Raw genomic sequence first — 19545 nt, 5'->3', positions numbered from 1 at the left:
CTGCACGCGGGCCAGCTTGTTGATCACCTCGACCATGTGGACCGGGATGCGGATGGTCCGCGCCTGGTCGGCCATGGCCCGGGTGATCGCCTGCCGAATCCACCAGGTCGCGTAGGTGGAGAACTTGTAGCCCTTGGTGTAGTCGAACTTCTCGACCGCACGGATCAGGCCCAGGTTGCCCTCCTGGATCAGGTCCAGGAAGAGCATGCCGCGACCGGTGTAACGCTTCGCCAGCGAGACCACCAGGCGGAGGTTGGCCTCCAGGAGGTGGTTCTTCGCCCGGCGGCCGTCCTCGGCGATGATCTCCAGCTCCATCCGGAGCTTGGGTTGCAGCTTGTCGCCGGAGCCGAGCTTGTCCTCGGCGAACAGGCCGGCCTCGATCCGCTTGGCGAGGTTGACCTCCTGCTCGGCATTGAGCAGCGGAACCTTGCCGATCTGCTTGAGGTAGTCCTTGACCGGGTCGGCGGTGGCGCCGGCGGCGGCGACCTGCTGCGCGGGGGCGTCGTCCTCGTCGTCGGAGAGAATGAAGCCCTTGCTCTCCGGCTCGTCGGGCGCAGCGTCCTCGACGACCGCCTCGGGGTCGTCGGGCAACTCCTCGGCGTCCGCGTCGGCTTCGCCGGCCTTGCCGGCGGTCTTCTTGGCGGCGGCCTTCTTCGGTGCGGCCTTCTTGGCGGTGCCTGCGGCGGCGGTCTTCTTCGCGGCGCTCTTGCGCGGTGCGGCGCTCGCCGCGGGCGCGGTCGGGGCAGCCGGGGCGGCCTCGGCCGCGGTGGTGGTCGGCGCGGCGCCGGAGTCGGGTGTGGCCGGTTCGGCCGCTGCGGTCACGGTGCCGGCGCTGCCGGCGCGATTGGAGACGACGGTCTTGGTCGCGGTCCGCTTGGCGGCGCTCTTCGCCGCCACACTCTTGCGGGTGCGCTTGGGCGCCGCCGAGTCCGCGGCACTGACCATGATGGTCACACCCTCCTGGTCGAGGACCTGGTTGAGGCTGCGCAGGACGTTCTTCCACTGAGTGGCCGGAATCTGGTCGGCCTCGAACGCCTGACGCACCTCGTCGCTGGCGATGTACCCCTGGGCCTCACCCCGCTCGATCAACGACTTCACGTTGACGAATTCGGCGATCTCGGGCGGGAGCGAACGGGATGTGCTGGCCGACACAAACAACCTCTCGACGATCTGGACGGCGTCACGGCCTGGTGGACAGGCAGGCGCCGCCAAGCGAACGACACTCGGGCGGACAGCGTGTTCCGTGGTTCCGGCAAACCGTTGCGCTCGAATCAGCGCAGCGGCCTGGTTTTGCTATTCCCGAACGGCTGCCACCTTCGTACTCATCGGGCCAGGCGAAGAAGTGTTACGCACCCGTTCGGTGGTGCAGCTCACACGGTTCCCTCTTGCGGTGCGCGCCACACCCTGTGTGAGGGATCCGGCTCACGGGTCACCGGTGATCCGCACCCCCAGGATGGTCACGTCGTCGTCTCGATCCCGGTCACCGAGCAGTCCTTCCAGGATGTCGGTCAACAGCGCCTCCAGGCCCTCGTTGGCCCCGCGGGCGATCTCCACGAGGTCGTCCAGACCCTCGTCGATGCCACGCCCGCGCGTCTCGACGAGGCCGTCCGAGAAGCCGATCAGGATGTCCCCCGGATCGAGTCGAATGGTGTGTTGCGTCCGCCGTTCCGCAACTCCCAGGGGCGTCGACTCCTCGCCGATCTCGACGAGTTTGGCCTTGCCGTCGGCCGAGACGACCACCACCGGCAGGTGGCCCGCGTCGGCGAGATCGAGCAGGCCGGTGACGGGATCCACCACGGCGTAGACGAGCGTGGTCAGCGACTCGTCATCCTCGGTCGCGGTGAACAGCCGGTCCAGACCGGTGAGTACGGCGGCGGGCTCGGCGTCGGTGAAGGCGAGCGCGCGCAGCGCCGAACGGACCCGGCCCATGCCGGCCGCCGCGGTCAGGCCCTTTCCGATCACGTCGCCGACCACGATCGCCACCCGCCCGTCGGGCAGTTGGAACACGTCGTACCAGTCGCCGCCGACCTCGAAGTCGGGGGCGCCGGGCAGGTAGCGGAAGCCGAACTCGACGCCGCGCACCGCCGGCAACCGCTCGGGCAGCAGGCTGCGCTGGAGCGCGACGGCGGTGCGGTGCTCGCGCTCGTACAGGCGCGAGCGCTCGATGGCCAGCGCACACTGGCCCGCGAACGCCTCCAGGAAGATCCGGTCGTCCGGGTCGAACACACGGCCGTCGTCGAAGGTGTAGCGCAGCACGCCCAGCGGTGCGCCGGAGCCGACCAGCGGCAGGATCGCCCGCGCGGCGCCCGGCCCGTCGTTCGAGGTGTACTGCGCGATGCCGTCGGTCACCGCGGCCACCAGGTCCGCCGACCAGTGTGCGGGCAGGCCGCGCCGGCGGGCGACGGTGCGCTGCGCGGGCACGTTCGGCCACGGGTACACCGGCGCGGTCTCGTCCAGCAGGTACGCCTCCGAGCACGCGGCGGCGATGCCGGTGCCCAGTTCCTCGACCGCCTCCTCCACCTCGGGCACGCTGAGGGTGCCCGCGATCCGCGCGGTCATCGCCTGGAGTCTGGTGGTGCGCCACTGGCTGGACCGCAGCAGCTCCTCGCAGCGCCGCTGTTCGGTGATGTCGCGCACCACCAGCAGTACGCCGATCACCGGAGCGGCCTCGTCGATCGGGTCACGCACCGGCAACCACTGGGACTCGTACGCCCGTTCGCGTTCGTCGGCGCGGGCTTTGCCGACCCGGTCGGCGGGTGCGCCGCAGTCCGGGGAGCGGCTCGCGTGGGTCTCCACGTGCGGCTCACCGCGGGCCAGTACCCGGGTGAGGGCCGCTTCGATCCGGCGCGCCCGGGCCGGCGGCCAGACCTCGTCGGGACGTCGGCCGAGCAGGTCCTCGGCCGCGCGGCCGGCCAGCCGGGCCAGTGCGCCGCTGATCCGCCGGCAGTGCAACTGCCGGTCGTAGAAAGCGAATGCCGTCGATCCCTGGCTGGTCAAGGTTGCCAGCAGTGCCGCGTCGATCCCTGCGGACCGCTCGCATCCGACCTTGTCGTCGTTCATTGCCTCACAACCCCACCTGTTGGCAATTCCGGGCCGGCGAGTCAGATATCGAGAGTACGCACGCGACCCCCTTCACCGGGAGGATCGGCCCGAACTCTGTGTACATCGGATATGGGTGCGGACTCGGACATACACGCGCCCCTTCGTCGACCCGTGCGTCGGGTCGGCGAAGGGGCGATGCGCGTGTCCTCGTTCCGGGGAGTGGCACTGTCCCTCGACTGCGGGTCAGCCCTCGCGCGGGGCGGGGAATTGGCGGTCCACCTCGGGGTGTACGGCGAGCAGCGAGCGCATGGCGGTCTCGGCGCTCTCGCCGTCGCCGGCGGCGACCGCTTCGACCAGGCGCGCGTGCAGCGCGACGGACGCCTCGGAGAGGTGCTCGCAGCCGGCCACGTGTCCGCCGGACACCTGGAGCGCGGCGGCCAGGATGCTCGCGAGGTGGTCGAGCATCCGGTTGCCCGCGACCTGGAGCAGCAGACCGTGGAACTCCGCGTCCGCGCGACTGAAGGTGAGCGGGTCGGGCTGGGCGACGGCCCGCTGCATGATCTCCACGACGTCGCCGAGCCGGCGGACGATCTCCGGGTGGTTGCGACACGCGGCCATGTGCGCGGCCAGCGGCTCGATGCCCCAGCGCAGTTCGAAGAGTTCGCGGCGCTGCGAGTCGCGCTGGGGGCCGCACGCGCGCCACTCGATCACATCGGGGTCGAGCAGATTCCAGTCGCTCACCGGGCGCACTCGGGTGCCGACGTTGGGCCGGGCGCTGACCAGGCCCTTGGCCTCCAGCACCCGGAGCGATTCGCGCACCACGGTGCGGGAGACCTCGAAGCGCTGGCCGATCTCCTCGGGCACCAGCGGGCGTTCGGCACCCACCTCGCCCGCGACGATCATCTGGCCCAGTTGCTGGACGAGTTGGCCGTGCAGGCCGCGGCCTCGACCGACGCCGGGTTTGCGTACGGCGCGAGCCGGTTCGAGGTCGGGTCCGTCCCACCCGTACGGCCGGCGGGAGATCGGGTCGGTGCCGGCGGCGCCCGGCTCGCCGGCGCGGAACGCGTCGGCCGAGCCGCTCGCCGGGGCGTGGGTCATTGTCTGATGGGCAGCGATACTCACGCTCTCCATCTCGGCCTCGAACGGGTCCGGCTTGAGCAGCAAACCCGCTCTCGACTGAAAAACACACGAAAGGGTGATCTACCTTGCGGGTCGATCGTCCGAAAGTGTGACGTCCGCCGGAACCGGTTCAGGCGCGGCGGCGCACGAAGGTGATCAGCGCGAGCACGGTGAGCACGAGCGTGGTTCCGGCCAGGACCGAGCCGCCCACCACGGGCGACAGGCCGCCGTCGGCGACGGTGAGCATGCGGTCCGCGGCGCGGAACGGAAGGTAACGCACGAGGTCTCGGTACGCCGGCGGGGCACCGGCCGAAACGGCCGCCGCGATCAGCCGTTCGACCCCCACCGGCAGTGACGCGGCGACGATCGCGATCAGCGGGGCACCACGGGACAGGGTGCCGATCGCCAGGCCGAGGACGGCGGCGAGCAACACATAGGCGACGAATCCGGCCAGGATCTGCGGTGCCGGGGCCTGAATCGCCGCGGTGTCGAGGAAGGTCGGACCGAGTACGGCGCGGGCCGTGCCGACGCTCGCGGCCACCGCCAGGACGGCGACCGCGACGGCCGCGAGCGCGGTGCCGAGCACCTTGGCCAGGTAGACCCGACCGCGCCGGGGCAATGCGAGCAACAGGGTGGGCAGTGCCTCCCGGCGTTGTTCGCGCGCGCACGCGAGGGCGGTCGCCAGCATGATCGCGGGGATCAGCACGGGGGTACGGCCGGGTCCCGCGGTGACCAGCCGGGCCGCCTCGGCGGAGCCGATCGGGACGGCGCCGGTCTGGCGGGCCGCCACCCATGTGGCACCGGCGGTGAGCGCGAGCAGGCCCAGCAGGCCCCACCATGTCGTGCGCAGGCTGCGGGCTCGCACGAGTTCGTATCCGATCGCGCTCATGCGCTTCTCACCTCGTCGGTCAGCTCGGCGCGCCCGGTGGAGCGCCAGGTGCGGGCGAATCGGCCCCTCGGCGGCAGCGCGGAGGACACCTCGTTCGGGTCCGGGTCGCTGCTTCGGCGGGCGCCTGCTGCGACATCGGCGTCGGCGTCGGCGTCGGCAGGGCGGGTGTGCGGCGCGACGGACACCCGGGCGTTCGGGTCGGCGGCGCAGGCGATGTCCGGGTCAACGCCCGACTCGATGATCCGGTGAGCCTCGGGCACGGTGCTCGCGGCGGTGTCGCGGTTCGTCGGTGAGCCGGCCGGCGCGACGGTCGGCGTGGTGGCCGACCGGGCCACCGTTCGCGCTCGGGCCGGCGGTGTGGCCTTCGTTCGCGCTTGGGCAGGAGGCGGATCGGGATCGGGATCGAGCCCCGACCCGGGCGCGGCCGACGGCGCCGGGCCGGCGAGCGGCGGGCCCGGCGGCGCCGCGTGGGTGAACGCGGATCCCGGTTGGGCGAGTTCCTCGGTGGGCCGGCTCGCCGAGTCGATCCCGGTCGAGTGTCCGGTGCCGGAGTCCTCGTCCTGGTCGGTCTGCGGACGCTCGCGCCCCATGGTGATCACATCGGTGAACGCGTCACCGACCCCGGGCTCGCGTTCGGTCAACTCGTGCAGCAGGATCCCGCCCCGGAAGGCGATCTCGCCGACCCTGGCCCGATCGACACCGGTCACGGTGAGCATGGTGCCGCCGGACCGGGCGGTGTACAGGCCCTCGGCCTGCAACAGCGCGGACAGCCGGGCCACCTGCGGCGTACGCACCGAGACCCCGCCCTGCGCCCCGCGGCGCAGGAAGTCGGCCGCCGGTTCGTCCGCGACCAGGCGACCCCGACTGATCACCAGGACCCGATCCGCGCAGCGCGCGGTCTCGGCCAGGATGTGTCCGGCGACCAGGACCGTACGGCCATCGTCCGCGAAGGCGCGCAGGAAGTCGCGCAGCCAGCGCACCCCCTGCGGGTCCAGGCCGGCCGCGGGTTCGTCCAGCACCAACGTGCGCGGATCGCCGAGCAGCGCGCCGGCCAGCCCGAGTCGGCCGAGCGCGCCGGCCGAAAGCACCCGGACCCGGGCGCCGGCCACCGGGGTCAGCCCGACCAGGTCGAGCACCTCGTCCACTCGGCGGGCCGGGATGCGACCGGCCGCCGCGAGCATCCGCAGGTGCGCCCGGACGCGGCGTCCCGGATGTGCGCCGGTCAGACCCACGCAGGCGCCGACCTCGGCACCGGGCCGGCGAAGTCGGCGATAGCGTCGGCCGTCGTACAGCGTCTCGCCCCGGCCCCGTTCGAGGTCGAGCATCAGCCGCAGGGCGGTCGACTTGCCCGCGCCGTTGGGCCCGAGCAGTGCCGTGACCCGGCCGGGGAACACATCGAAGGACAGGTTGTCGACGGCCACGATGCCGCCGTATCTCTTGGTCAGCGCGCGTGCCTGGATCATCGCCATCGCCATCGCTCCTCGTCACCCCGAATACGGGAGATCTATGGATCTTTGGCAAGATACCGACGAGATCGTAATTTTCCCGGCATTTCGTCGTGTTTCGGCGAGCTGCGGAAAAGTCCGCCGAACCTGGACAGGCCGCCGGGTCCTGGAGGACCATCGAGATACCGCCGAGTACCGCCTCTGGAGGTCGGCATGTCTCTTCCCGATCCGGGCGTCCTGGACGCCGTCCGCCGCAGGCGGGGCGACCTCGACGACGCGTTGTTGATCGTCCGTGACGGTCTGGTCGCCGACAGGGCGGGCCCGCGCCGGGTGGCCGCGCTGTGCGCGGGGCTGCGGCAACTGCGGGCCGATCTGTACGAACACGTCGCGGCCACCGAGGGGCCCGACGGTCTCTATGACGAGGTGCGCCGCGCGGATCCCAGGTTCGAACCCGCGGTGTGGCGGCTGCGGGATGAACACACCCGGCTCGGCCTGCTCTTGGACGACCTGCTGGCGGACATCGGCCACGGTCCGCAGGGCGTCGCGGGTTGGCCGGCGCTGCAACCGCAGGTGGTGGAGTTGCTCGCGATGCTGGGCCGCCACCGCAGCCGGGACGCGCAACTCGCCTACGACGCGGGCGGTCTCGATCTGGGCGGTCAGGACTGACGGCTGGGCGGCCCCTGCGGGCGGCGCGGCCGGAGCGGGCGGCGGGCACCGCCCGCGCGCGCCGGGCGGTGCGCAAAGGGCGCGGCTGCGGCCGAGTCGGTCAGGCTTCGGGGCGCAACATCGGTGGGTTGAGCTTCTCCGCGGAGCCGCGCCGAAACAGTTGGGCCGGCCGGCCACCCTGCCGGGTGGTGGTACCGCCGGTGGGCACCAGGAAGTCGGGCGTGCCGGTGACTTTGCGGTGGAAGTTGCGCGGATCCAGAGCCACGCCCCACACCGCCTCGTAGACCCGGCGCAGCTCGCCGACGGTGAACTCCTCGGGGCAGAAGGCGGCGGCGAGCGAGGAGTACTCGATCTTGGAGCGGGCGCGCTCGACGCCGTCCTCCAGGATCCGCGCGTGGTCGAAGGCGAGCCGGGTGCCGTCGCCGAGCAGTTCGCCGACCGAGGACCAGCGCGCGCCGGCCGCGTCGCCGCCCGGGCGCGGGGCGGGCAGGTCCGGGGCCAGGACCAGGTAGGCCACGCTGACCACGCGCATCCGCGGGTCGCGGCCGGGGTCGCCGAAGGTGGCGAGTTGCTCCAGGTGCACCGGCAGCCGGTCCAGGCCGGTCTCCTCGGCGAGTTCGCGCGCCGCGGCGGCCTCCAGGCCCTCGCCTTCGCGCACGAAGCCGCCGGGAAGCGCCCACGCGCCCTGGAACGGCGGCTCGCCCCGGCGGATGGTCAGGGCACTCAGCGCGTGCTCGCGCACCGTGAGGACGACGAGATCCACGGTGACTCCGAAGGGCGGAAAGAGCGAGGTCTCGGAGCGCGGCATGGGGCGATCCTAGTGCCCGGAGGGCACTAGCTGTCTGGCTGACGATAAAACGCATTCCCGATCGGTCGGCATACCCCGCGCACGCGGGCGGTGGCGTCGCGTCACCGGGCCGCGCGGCTCAGATCGCCAACTGCATGCCCTCCGCCGCCGCCTCCACGATCGCCTGACCGGCCCGGTTGACCCGAACCGTGAACGGCTCGCCGGCCACGCACAGATCGCGCAGTTCGAGTTCGCCGATGTCCAGCGGGCCGGCCGGGCGCACGGTGACCCGGCCGGCCGGGACGTCGGGCCGAATCCCGGCGAAGGCCACCAGGACCGGCAGGATCGCCCCGGCCGCGCGCGCGAGCGGCCGGCACGCCAGGGGGTGGGCGACCGGAGCATGGCCTTGCACGCGCTGTTCGCCCGCGTGCATCTCCGGAAAGCGGTACTGGAACCACGGCGCGGCGTGCAGCAACCCGGCGAACAGCTGCTGCGCGGCGTCGAGATGGCCCGCTTCGGCGAGCCCGGCGGCGGCCACACACGTGTCGTGCGCGCGCACCACACCGCCTCGCGCGGCGAGCGGGTGGTAGCCGGGCCACCGGGCCGAGGTGCCGCGTAGCCCCCAGCCGCAGTCCAGGTCGGGTGCGGTCAACCGGCGGGCCACCGCCCGATTGCCGGTGACGTCCAGGATGCCGCTGCCGGGCAGGTGCGCCATCGCGGACGAGGCCACGGTGATCGGCCGGCCGGCGGGGTCGAGCGCCGCCGCGTAGTACTCCCCCGCCGCGTCCTCGGCGCGAAACGCCCGGCGGAAGGCGACGCCGAGTTGCTCGGCCCGCTCCCGCAGGGCGTCCGCGCCCGGCAGGCCGTGCGCGTCCAGCAGGGCCGCGCCGTGCCGCGCGGCCTGATAGGTCTGCGCCTGGAGTTCGCACGGCGCGGGCCCCTCGGGGCCGAGCCGGACGAAGTCGCCGGGCCGCTCGCCCAGCGTGCGGGACAGGTGGGCGAGCGCACGGCCGAGCGCGGGCAACAGTGCGCCGGTCTCGGCGGCGGGCAGTCCCCAGCGCCAGGCTTCACCGAACAGCGTGACGAACAGCGCGGTCGAACCCGCGCAGTCGTAGCGGGCCGGTTCGCCGACCCGACCCAGGGTGTGCGGGATCCGCCCGGGGTCCTCGCCGCCGCGCGGCCGCGTGCGTACGCCCTGATGGGCGGCGAGCAACCGCAGCACACCGCCCGCGAATCGGGTGCCCAGCGGTAACAACGTCCGGGCGGTCCACAACGCGTCGCGTCCGGTGGGGGCCAGCTGCCAGGGCGCGCCGGCCGCGGGCAGCGGCGCGGTCGGCAGGTCGGGATCGGGGACCACGAGCAGCGCCCGCAGGTCGCGCAGTCCCTGGTCGAGCCAGGCCGCGACCCGTACGTCGTCGCAACGCACCCGGGGCTGCGTCCACGGCGGCCGGCCGGAGAAGGCGCGCGGGCCGGGTCGACCGGGACCCGATTCGGCGACCACGCGCAGTTCGACCACCCACGAGCGGGCCGGCTCCAGGTCGACGTCCCAGCGCAGCGTCGCGGTGGCGGCCAGCGCGGTCTCCGGTGCCGGCTCGGCGCTCGCCCGCACGCTCGTCCCGTCCGGTGCGCTCCAACCCAGACCCGCCGCGGTGACCCGGGCCGGCAGTTCGGATGGGCGGTGTCCGGCCCGCAGCGCGTCCAGCGAGATCAGGTCGGTGCCCAGGGCCAGTTCGACCGAACAGCGCAGCGCCCGGCGCCCGGTGTTGCGCAGCACGAGCCGCTCCCGGCCGGCGGCGTGCCGGGTGCGCTCGATCACCAGGCCGGGGTCGGGCGAGCCGTCCGCGGCGAATCGGCGCATCGCGAGGTAGCGCACGGTGTCGGCCGCGACCACGTGTCCGGACAGCGGTTCGGGCTCGGTGCCGCCGACGGTCAGCACGATGCGCGAGAGGGTGCGCCGCCCGTCGTGGTAGATGCCCTGCACGCCGTGCCCGCGCAACTGCCCGTCGAGCCCATTGATCGCCATGCCCGGCGCGTCCACGCAGACGAGCGCGTCGTGCGCGACGGGATGTGGGGTCGTGCTCACGCTCACCGCTCTCGTCTCCCGCTTCTCGTGCGCCCCTCGCGGGCGGGGATCGGGCTCCCCCGCATGGGAGCCGGCGGCGCGCCCGGCGGCGGTCCGCTCCGACGTCGACCGGTCGGTCGACATCCGGTCCCCGGGCTGCCAACGGTCACGGCGCCCGGTTGGTCACGGCATCGCCGAAGATCCTTCGGCGCACCTCGGCCGCGCTCAGCGGGCTGTTGATCGCCGAGTGCAGCAGCCGCGCCATGGTGTATGCGGCGTCGGCCCGCAGCGCCCGGGTCACCGCGACCCGGGCCAACACGCCGTCGCCGATCGACCACGCCGCCCACGCGGCGAGGGTGAGCGGCGGCGCGGAGGCGGGGGCGAAGGCCCGGCGGGCCAGCGCGGTCCACAGCGCGAGCAGGGCCACGTCCTCGGCGTCGCCCGGCTGCTCGCCGTGCCACGCCATCACCTCGTCGCGCACTCGCGCGTCGCCCAGCCCGAGCACCAGCCGCGCCGCCTCGGCCGGTTCGATCGTGGTGTCGCCGGCCCGGAACCGCGCACGGTGGCCGGCCAGCGCGGTCAGCGTGCGCCGCACCGCGAACCCCGTGGGCTCGGTTCGCACGCTTTCGTACGCTCGCAGCATCAGCTCGCGCATCGCATACTCGGGCGGCCGGAAGCGGCGCACCAACTCGGCCAGCGACACCGGCTCGGGCAGTCCCGCCCAGACCGCCGTCGCGGCGACCGTCGAGCTGCGTTCGGTGCGCAGCAGGGTGCCCTCCGCCGGGCAGCACCGGGCATCCGTACAGCCGTAGGACCACCAGCGCTCGGCGGTCACGCACACCGCCTCGCGCACCTCGATCGCGTGCGTGCCACACGCGTGGGCGATCGCCGTGTGCAGCGGCCGCAGCCGCTCGACGGCCGGCTCCGGCTCGTCCCCGGGCGCCGTCCCTCCCGTGGTCGGCGCCGTCGCCTCGGCACCGTCCGGATACATCGCCACGGCCACGCCGCGCGCGCCGGTGCGCACCAGCAGTCGGGCGAAGTGCCGGGCGGCGGGCTCGAAATCGGCCGGCGGCGGCAGATCGTGTCGCAGCACCGGGCCGACCCGACTGCGCTCGCCCGGCAGGATGCCCAGCAGCACCACGCTGTCCGTGGGCCGCACCCCGATCAGATACGGCACGGCCTCCACCAGGTCCGCGGGCGAGCGCACCCGCAGCACGGACTGCGGGGACATCGCCACGAAGGGAGTGCGGTCGAAACCATCGGTGTCGTTCATGCGGCGAGCCTGCGCCCGCTCGCGATCCGCGCCCGGCACCGGCCGACGACCTGTGCTCAACTCGAACGTTGTGCACACATGTTTCGACAAACCCGGTCAACGCCCTCTGCTCCTCCCGGCGCGGTGGCCACCTGTGGCCGGGCGGCGTCCGCCCGGCGCCTCACCCGCCCGTCGGCCCGGATGTCCGCCCGCACCGGTCGACCCCGGCGACCCCGGCGACCCGCGAAAGCGACACGTTTCTGCACAAACCGTCCCTACCTTCTTTTCGCGATGTCGCCGCCGGCGACTACAAAGGAAGGCATGACCCAGGACCGCTCCACCCACGACGCCCGCCCCGACCCCGCGACCGACCTGCGCACCCGCGCCGACGCCGTGCTGCGGGACCTGGCCGGCGGCGACGCGCGGCTGCGCGAGGACCAGTGGCGCGCGGTCGAGGCGCTGGTCGCACACCATCGCCGGGTCCTGGTGGTGCAGCGCACGGGCTGGGGCAAGTCCGCGGTCTACTTCGTGGCCACCGCGCTGCTGCGCGAGCGCGGCGCCGGGCCCACCGTGATCGTCTCGCCGCTGCTGGCCCTGATGCGCAACCAGGTCGACGCCGCCGCCCGGGCCGGGATCCGGGCCCGCACCATCAACTCGGCCAACGTCGACGACTGGGACGCGGTGCAGGCCGAGGTGGCCGAGGGCACCGTCGACGTGCTCCTGGTCAGCCCCGAGCGGCTGAACAACCCCGACTTCCGGGACACCGTGCTGCCCAAGCTGGCCGCCACCACCGGTCTGCTCGTGGTCGACGAGGCGCACTGCGTGTCCGACTGGGGGCACGACTTCCGCCCCGACTATCGCCGGCTGCGCACCCTGCTGGAGGAGCTGCCGACCGGCGTCCCGGTCCTGGCCACCACCGCGACCGCGAACGCGCGGGTGAGCGCCGACGTGGCCGAGCAACTCGACCCGGCCGGCGACGCGCTGGTGCTGCGCGGCACCCTGGATCGGGAGAGCCTGTCGCTCGGCGTGCTGCGACTGCCCGACGCGGCCGACCGGTTGGCCTGGCTGGACACCCACCTGCCCGAGCTGCCGGGCTCGGGCATCGTCTACACGCTGACCGTCGCCGCGGCCGAGGAGGTCACCGCGTTCCTGCGCTCGCGCGGACACGCCGTCGCGTCCTACTCGGGCCGCACCGAGGACGCCGAGCGCCGGGTCGCCGAGGCCGACCTGCTGGCCAACCGGGTCAAGGCGCTCGTGGCCACGTCCGCGCTCGGCATGGGTTTCGACAAGGGCGACCTGGGCTTCGTGGTGCACCTGGGCGCCCCGCAGTCGCCGATCGCCTACTACCAGCAGATCGGCCGGGCCGGGCGCGCCGTGGACCGGGCCGACGTGCTGCTGCTGCCCGGCCGGGAGGACGAGGCGATCTGGCGCTACTTCGGCTCGCTCGGCTTTCCCGCCCGCGAGCAGGTCGAGCGCACGCTGGCCGCTCTGGAGGGCGCCGGGCGCCCGCTGTCCACCCAGGCCCTGGAACCGCTCGTGGACCTGCGCCGCAACCGCCTGGAGCTGATGCTCAAGGTGCTCGACGTGGACGGCGCGGTCAAGCGCGTGCGCGGCGGCTGGACCGCGACCGGCCGCCCCTGGGCGTACGACGCCGAGCGCTACGCGCGGGTGGCGGCGGCCCGCGAGCACGAGCAGCAGTCCATGCGCGACTATCAGGCCGACGGTACCTGCCGGATGGAGTTCCTGCGCCGCTGCCTGGACGATCCGGGCGCCGTCCCGTGCGGGCGCTGCGACGCGTGCGCCGGCCCGCGCCACGACGCGCGGGTGGATCCCGCCTCCCGGGACGCGGCGCGCGCGGCCCTGGGCCGGCCGGGCGTGGAGGTGGAGCCGCGCCGGATGTGGCCCACCGGCATGGCGGTGGCCGGCGTCGAACTCAAGGGCCGCATCCCCGACGGCGAACAGGCCGCCGCGGGACGGGCGCTGGGCCGCTCCTCGGACATCGGATGGGGTAACCGGCTGCGCCCGATCCTGGCCCCCGGCGCACCCGACGGGCCGATCCCGGACGCCGCGTTCGACGCCGTCGTCCAGGTCCTGGCCGCATGGGGCTGGCAGCGCCGACCCGGCGGCGTGGTGACCATCGCCTCGCATACGCGCGGCGCGCTGATCGACAGCCTCGGCGAACGGCTGGCCTCGGTCGGCCGCCTCCCCTGGCTCGGCCGGGTCGAGTACACACCCGGCGCGGGCGGTCCGGGGCCGCGCAGCAACAGCGCGCAGCGCCTGCGTTCGATCGCCGACGCGTTCGTGCTGCCCGATGCGCTCGCCGAGCGGGTGGCCGCCCTGGACGCGCCGATCCTGCTCGTGGACGACCGCACCGACACCGGGTGGACGCTCACCGTGGTGGCCCGCCTGCTGCGCCGGGCCGGCGCCCCCGGGGTGTTGCCCCTGGTGCTCACGATGGAGGGGTGATCGGCACCGGCCGACCCCGGACCGTCACGCGGACGTACCGAATGATCACACTTACGTGTTGCCGAGTTCCCGGGCGCCACGCAAGAATCGACAAGGCGTTCTCTTCACATTCCCGTACGGGCCCCGTCGGCGCCGCTCCGCCGCGAGCCGCCCGTTGCCGGAGCGTGCGCCGCTGTCCGTCCCGGACGGAAGGAGGACCGTGCACAACGCCGCAACAGCCTCCGCCGCGCCTGCCGGCCACGGCGCGCCCACGGCCAGTCCCTCCCGCTGGCTGGATCCCCAATCCTGGCGCGCGCGCCGGATCCCGTTGCTGCGCGACCCCCGCGCGCTGATCAAACGCCTGCACGACCTGCATCAACCGGTCGCGCGTACGGCGGTGGTCGCCGTCCTGGATCGCTCCGAACGCCCGGTGGCCAGCGCCTCCTTCGGCTTCGGCGAGGGCCGTATCGACGGCTGGCGCTGTCGCAATCTGATCCTGGCGAATCTGCGCCTGATCGTCCCGGACGACCTGCGTCGGCCCACCCCGACGCACACCACGGTGCTGGCGATCCACCGCGAGGGCACGCGCGAGTGGGAAACGGACGACGGCCGCTGGATGTGGGGGTTGCACGACGCGTGCGTGCTGCACGGGATGCGCTGCGGCGCGATCGCGATCGTCGCGCAGAACGGCTGGCAGCTGGTCGCCGACGGGCGCTCCGGGCGTACCCCGGCGCTGCCCGCGAGCCGCAAGCGCGGTCCCGGCGGCAGCACGCCGATCAGGGCAGCGGGCATCGCCCCGGCCCACCCCGCGACTGGACTGCCGCAGGTGCGTTACCTGCCGGAGACGGGGCCCACTCCCCTGGTACGACCTTCCGCGTCCTGACGGACGCTCCGGATCAGGCGGTGAGACCGCGCTCGGCGAGCCAGTCGACCAGATCGGTCGTGACCGTCAACGCGTGGTCCTGGACGAGCTCCGGGCTCTGCAACCGCGTACGCAGATGTTGCGCGTGGAACGGCTTGATCCCGGCGATCAACTTGCGCACCCCGAACACGTTGCAGAACGCCCGGTCGTCACCGGCCGAGAAGGCGCGGTCCCATTCCTGGCGTTCGGCCCCGATCAGGGTGGTGTAGGCATACCGGTTGAGATAGCCCGACAACATGTCGATGACGGTGCTACAGGCCCGGTACTGCTGTATTTTCAGCCGGTCCTCCTGGTCGCTGAGGAACCGGTCAAGGAGCTGCGCGATCGACGGCGATTCCGACATGGCAACGAACCGTAGCCGACCTTCGGGTCTCGCGGGGCAGGGGGCCCGAGTTCGGTCGGACCGGATACGGGCGGGCCCCCTACGTGCTACGACGTGCTATGCGACACCGGTGAGCGCGCGCACTCGCTCGATGTCGCCGCAGACCGTCACCGACGCCCCGGCGGTCAGAGCCGCGGTCAGGACCTGTGCGGCGTTGTCCGGGTCGGCGAATCCGTTGACCACGACCACGACCGCGGCCCGGCGCAGCGGACGCGAGGCGGGCAGCGACGCGTAGAACACGTCCTTGCCCTCGTCGTACTGACGCCAGTACTGCGCGGCGCCGAACGTCTCCTCGTGCTGCTGCCACGGGTGCGGCCCACCCGTGGTCAGCACCAGGATCGAGCCGGGCTCGGTGCCGGCCTCCAGGAGCGCGTCCACCGCGTCGTCCGCGGCGTCGAAGACGTTGTCCTCGGTCGCCGGGATCAGCGTGACCCGCGGCGCGGCCGGAGCGGGCTTGCCGGGCTTGCCCGGCTTCGCCGGGGCGGATCCCGCGGTTGCGGTCGCCTGACGTGGCACGGCGGGCTTGGGCGGGCCCGGCTTCGGGCCCGGTCGAGGTCCGGGCTTGGGCACCGCGCCGGACGGGCGCGGTACGGACGGGGTTTCGGGTGCGGACGTCGCGTCCGCGGTGTTTTCGGCAGTCACCGGATTCACAGTCATGTCTGGGGAAGGCTCGGTTCGTTCGTGGCGGTACCGGGATGCCCGGCGGTGAGGAGACGCGGGGAGGGATCGGTGGAGTCCCGTTCCCCGGAGAACACGCGCGGCATGGTGGCAGTCCTATCAAAGCCGCGCGGGGCGTGCCCACCCAGGGTGCTCCTGGGGTGTGGCCCGGGCGTACGACGGCGCATCCTACGATGCCCCGTCAGCTCGGCCGGATCAATCGTCCACCACCACCCCGTGCTCGATCACCAAAGCTGCCAGGCCCTCCGCATAGCCCTGACCGACCGAGCGCAGGCGCCAGGAGTCGCCGCGTCGGTAGACCTCGGCCAGGATCATGACGGTCTCATCGCCTCCGCTCAACCGGAATTCGGCGAGTCGGCGGCAGGTCACAGGGTCGACGATACCGACGGTGACGGGTACCTGGGCGAAGGTGGTGCCACTGGTGGCGTCCAGCGCGAGCGCGACCAGGACCCGACTGCGGCCGGGGGGCAGCGTGGTGACGTCGATCTCGACCGAATCCGAGCCCGGTTCCACCTCGTTGGTGGTCCCGGTCTGCAGTTTGCCGGCCAACCGCACGGCGCCGCTGGCGTGCACCGGTTGGTTGAAGAACACCAGGTCGCCGTCGTCACCCACTCGGCGCTCGTCGTCCAGGACCAGGGCCACCGTGTCGCCGTCCGCCTGACCGGGTGCCCACCACGCCGCCTCGATCCGCACCGTGCCCGCGAACGGGCCGAGATCCTCGATCGTGACGGCCTGCCCGCGAGTGAGCGCACGCGGGGGCGCATCCGCCGGCCGGGGCGGCACGGCGGTCGGGGGCGCGTCCGCCGGCCGCGGCGGCACGACCGCTGACGACGCCTCGGGCCCGCCGGCGGTCGGCGTCGACGCGGGCACCGCCGGCATCGGCTGCGGCGGCGTCTCCGGGCCCGGCACGGGCGGCGGCGTGGTCGGCTGGGTGTCGTGCGTCGCCGGCACCTTGGGCGGCGGCGGGAGCACGTCCGGGACGGTGGCCTGGAGCACCTCGGCGGCCGAGGAACCCGGCGCCACCGGCAGGTCGGCCGCGGTCGGCGGCGGCGGGATGCTCGGCAGCGTGACACCGGTTCCCGGCACCGGCGCCGGCGTGGTGGCGGACGCCGACCCGGATACCGGCGTCGCCGGCGCGGTCTGCGCCTCGGTGACCTCGAACGCCTCGGTGGGCGCGAAGGCTTCGCCCGATCCCAATGCCTCGGTCGACTCGAAGGCCTCGGTCGGCAGCACCTCCGAGACGCCGTCCACGGGCGTGTCGTAGGGCCGGTAGGGGCTCGGCGCGAAGGATCCGGCGGCGGCCGGCACCGAGGCGCCGGGGCGGGGCATCAGGAAACCGCTCGTGGTGCGCGGTGCCCCGGGCACGGCGTGCGCGAGCGAGGCGGCGGCCACCTGGGAGGCCGCGTCGGCCGCGCTGCTGCGCCCGCGTTCCAGGTCGGCGAGCAGCGCCAGGAACACCGGCTCGATCAGCACCCGGATGCCGCGCTGGCGGGCCCAGTAGGTGCGATCCGCCGATTCGTCCGGGTCGGCCACCACGAGCACGTCCACCCGATCGTGGATGCCGGACGCCACGGACAGGTCCGCGCGGGCCATCCGACGCTCCAACTCGCCCCGGGTGACCGCGAGATAGCCGTGGAAGAGCACGTGCAGACCCGACTCCAGCGGACGCCCCCGGGCCAGGATGCGCGGCCCGCCGTGGCCCTGCTCGACGGTGGAGCGGGCCATCCCGACGATCTCGTCCAGCGCGGTGCGCGGGATGCCCAATTGCGCGGCGACCCGGGTCAGGTCGGCCCGTTCCTCGCGGTCGACGGGTCCGGCCGTGACCATGGACGCGGCCAGCGCGGTCACGTACAGCCGGTCCAGGTCCTTGCGTTGTTCCTCGGAAATGCCCAGGGACACCGCGAGTTCGGCCAGATCGATGGCCTCCTGCGGGGTGATCACCCGGTCCTCCAGGGCCGCGTCGAGCACCGCGAGGTAGCTGTCGGGGCCCTCGCCCACGCCGGTGGGCGGACCGTACGCGCGAGCCTTCTCCAGGTACGACACCGCGTCCCGGCGGCGCACCTGCTCGGCCTCCTCGCGCGCCCGCCGGGCCACGTGCGCGTCGTCGCGGGTGAACGTCCGCGGCACGTCGGCGCCGCGGCGCGGCCAGTTCAGCGAGGCCGCCACCGTCCGGGCCTGCTGCCAATGCCGAGCCTCGCCCGCGCTCCGGCGCAGGTAGTGCTCCAAGAGCCGCGCGGTGCCCATCGCCTTGGCCGCCGCGCCGTGCCCGCCGTCCACCGGCACGTCGGCCGCCTCGCAGCACGCGAGCAGCGTGAAGCGCGGCGCCTCGGGCAGGTGGTGCGGTGCCTCGCGCATCGTGCACAGCGTGGTCAGCGGCGGCACGGTGGGTCGACCGCGGCGCTGGAACTCGCGCTCGACGAAGCCGATGTCGAAGCGCGCGTTGTGCGCGACCACCACCCGTTGCCGGAACAGGTGCGCCAGCCACGGCGCGACCTCGGCGAACGTCGGGGCGTTCACCACGTCGTCGTCGAACAGGCCGTGTGCCTGGAAGTCGCCGGCGGGACCCTGCGGGTCGAGCAGGGTCGTGAAGAACTCGGTCACTCGTCCGTCGAGATCGCATTGGGCTACCGCGATCTCGATGATGCGATGTCGATGTGGGGACAATCCCGTCGTCTCCACGGCCACCACCGAGTAGCCGGGGCATTCGAGGCGATCACCGATGCGCACAGTCACCCCCCAATGATGATGTGCCCGGTGCGGCCTCCTTCAGTCGCATCCCGGCAAGCCCGACCTGCGGCGCGCGTCCACGGTACGCGCTCGCGACCGGTGCGGGGTACGGCGCGACCGATCGGGCGTACCGTACCGCTCGTGACGTCTCGTCAGATATGACGCAGGGTCAGGATGTGCTCTCCGAGGGCTGCGGCGTGCCCACCTTGATGCCCTTGAGTACCGTGTCGAGCGTGGACTTGTCCGGCGCCGAGGCGGAGATCTCCAGTTTGAGCAGTACGCAGGGGAATTCGCCGTCCTCGTTCTTCTCGTCGATCACCACCGCCTGCGCCCAGGCGGCGTCCGAGTCCATGTTCAGGTCCTCGGGCCTGCCCTTGACCTTGGCGCGCAGGACGTAGCCCGGGTGGCCGTCCACCGTGATCTTCTTGTCCAGTTCCAGGGTGTCCAGCTTGATCCTGCCCTTGGTGCCGGTCACGTCCTTCTTCAGGTCGGCGACCAACTCCTCCAAGGTGTCGGCCTTGCGGGTGTCCAGCGTCAGGCCGGCCCGATAGCACTTGCGTTCCGCCTGCAGCGCGGTCTCGGCCGCGCCCCCGCTCGTCCGGGTCGGGGACTTGCTCGGGCACGGGCGCTCCACCGCCTGATCCGCGGGATCGTCCGGGTCCGGGACGACCCAGTTCTTGAACCTGGGGACGGTGAGCCCGGTGGTGGGATCGGTGAGCGTGCCGTCCGTGGCCGCGGTTTTTCCGCCGCCGCCACCGTCCCCGCCCAGGACGACGATCAGCGTGGCGACGATGCCGCCCACCACGACCAGCGCCAGCACGCTCAGGCCGATCGCCTTGCCGCGACCGGGTCGGGGTGCGCCGAGGGGCGGGCCGACCGGCTGATAGCCGCCGGGATACCCGCCCTGGGGATATCCGACCTGCCCCGCGGCCTGCGGTGCGCCGATCGGCGGGGGCGGGATCTCGCCCTGCCCGCGGGCCCGGGTCGAGGCGGTCCACTGGGCGCCGTCCCACCAGCGCTCGGAGCCGGGAGCGGAGGGGTCTTCGTACCAGCCGGGAGGAATCGAGGCAGTCACCCGCGTGACGCTACAACCGGCCCCGGGCGGTGCACGAGCGCCCTCGGGCAAACG

15 protein-coding genes are annotated in these 19545 nt (G+C 73.4%); 3 read left to right on the top strand and 12 right to left on the bottom strand.

The window, feature by feature from the left end:
* The 5 genes from A3IC_RS71600 to A3IC_RS70290 all read right to left on the bottom strand — a co-directional run.
* The coding region (locus A3IC_RS71600) for a sigma-70 family RNA polymerase sigma factor (RefSeq protein WP_079026881.1) at nt 1-1158 on the bottom strand (1158 nt) is incomplete at its 3' end.
* A gap of 264 nt (nt 1159-1422) precedes the next feature.
* Nucleotides 1423-3060, bottom strand: a complete 1638-nt coding sequence (locus A3IC_RS58355; protein WP_020554783.1) for a SpoIIE family protein phosphatase — start codon at nt 3058-3060, stop codon at nt 1423-1425.
* Nucleotides 3061-3285: 225 nt separating this feature from the next.
* Nucleotides 3286-4140: a FadR/GntR family transcriptional regulator gene (locus A3IC_RS0135200; protein ID WP_026219109.1), complete on the bottom strand. Its 855-nt coding sequence runs from the start codon at nt 4138-4140 to the stop codon at nt 3286-3288.
* A gap of 151 nt (nt 4141-4291) precedes the next feature.
* The gene (locus A3IC_RS0135195; RefSeq protein ID WP_020554781.1) at nt 4292-5050 is read right to left on the bottom strand and encodes a hypothetical protein; all 759 of its coding nucleotides are present in this window, start codon (nt 5048-5050) and stop codon (nt 4292-4294) included.
* Nucleotides 5047-6519, bottom strand: a complete 1473-nt coding sequence (locus tag A3IC_RS70290) for an ABC transporter ATP-binding protein (protein ID WP_245599758.1) — start codon at nt 6517-6519, stop codon at nt 5047-5049. Before A3IC_RS70290 ends, A3IC_RS0135195 begins: the two co-directional genes overlap by 4 nt.
* 189 nt (nt 6520-6708) lie before the next feature.
* On the opposite strand from A3IC_RS70290, the gene A3IC_RS0135185 reads away from it, so the two are divergent.
* Nucleotides 6709-7161 carry a hypothetical protein gene (locus A3IC_RS0135185; protein ID WP_020554779.1) on the top strand — a complete coding sequence of 151 codons (453 nt, stop codon included), beginning with the start codon at nt 6709-6711 and terminating at the stop codon, nt 7159-7161.
* 100 nt (nt 7162-7261) lie between these two features.
* On the opposite strand, the gene A3IC_RS0135180 is transcribed toward A3IC_RS0135185, so the two are convergent.
* The 3 genes from A3IC_RS0135180 to A3IC_RS0135170 all read right to left on the bottom strand — a co-directional run bounded on the left by A3IC_RS0135180 (nt 7262) and on the right by A3IC_RS0135170 (nt 11283).
* Nucleotides 7262-7969 carry an NUDIX hydrolase gene (locus tag A3IC_RS0135180; RefSeq protein WP_020554778.1) on the bottom strand — a complete coding sequence of 236 codons (708 nt, stop codon included), beginning with the start codon at nt 7967-7969 and terminating at the stop codon, nt 7262-7264.
* Between the two features lie 118 nt (nt 7970-8087).
* Complete coding sequence (locus tag A3IC_RS0135175) at nt 8088-10031, bottom strand: glycogen debranching N-terminal domain-containing protein (RefSeq protein ID WP_040877684.1); 1944 nt, start codon at nt 10029-10031, stop codon at nt 8088-8090.
* 145 nt (nt 10032-10176) lie between these two features.
* On the bottom strand, nt 10177-11283 hold the full coding sequence (locus A3IC_RS0135170) for a DUF4192 domain-containing protein (RefSeq protein ID WP_040877663.1): 1107 nt from the start codon (nt 11281-11283) through the stop codon (nt 10177-10179).
* Between the two features lie 300 nt (nt 11284-11583).
* Here A3IC_RS0135170 and A3IC_RS0135165 point away from each other — a divergent pair, with 300 nt between their 5' ends.
* Nucleotides 11584-13728, top strand: a complete 2145-nt coding sequence (locus A3IC_RS0135165; RefSeq protein ID WP_020554775.1) for a RecQ family ATP-dependent DNA helicase — start codon at nt 11584-11586, stop codon at nt 13726-13728.
* A 199-nt stretch (nt 13729-13927) separates the two neighbouring features.
* Nucleotides 13928-14590 carry a hypothetical protein gene (locus A3IC_RS0135160; protein ID WP_020554774.1) on the top strand — a complete coding sequence of 221 codons (663 nt, stop codon included), beginning with the start codon at nt 13928-13930 and terminating at the stop codon, nt 14588-14590.
* Nucleotides 14591-14603: 13 nt separating this feature from the next.
* On the opposite strand, the gene A3IC_RS0135155 is transcribed toward A3IC_RS0135160, so the two are convergent.
* From A3IC_RS0135155 to A3IC_RS63075, 4 genes are all read right to left on the bottom strand, one after another.
* A complete protein-coding gene (locus tag A3IC_RS0135155) occupies nt 14604-14972 on the bottom strand; it encodes a hypothetical protein (protein ID WP_020554773.1) in 369 nt (122 codons plus the stop codon).
* Nucleotides 14973-15068: 96 nt separating this feature from the next.
* Complete coding sequence (locus tag A3IC_RS0135150) at nt 15069-15653, bottom strand: hypothetical protein (protein ID WP_026219106.1); 585 nt, start codon at nt 15651-15653, stop codon at nt 15069-15071.
* A gap of 231 nt (nt 15654-15884) precedes the next feature.
* Nucleotides 15885-18422 (bottom strand): TerD family protein, encoded by a 2538-nt coding sequence (locus A3IC_RS63080; protein ID WP_079026875.1) that lies wholly within the window; start codon nt 18420-18422, stop codon nt 15885-15887.
* A 163-nt stretch (nt 18423-18585) separates the two neighbouring features.
* Entirely contained in the window at nt 18586-19491 is a 906-nt protein-coding gene (locus A3IC_RS63075) for a DUF2510 domain-containing protein (RefSeq protein WP_020554770.1), read from the bottom strand.
* Between the last annotated feature and the right edge of the window lie 54 nt (nt 19492-19545).

It is taken from the genome of Embleya scabrispora DSM 41855, assembly GCF_000372745.1.
GTDB lineage: Bacteria > Actinomycetota > Actinomycetes > Streptomycetales > Streptomycetaceae > Embleya > Embleya scabrispora.
Note: the sequence above shows the minus strand (reverse complement) of the source record. Positions and strands in the feature narration are given on the sequence as shown.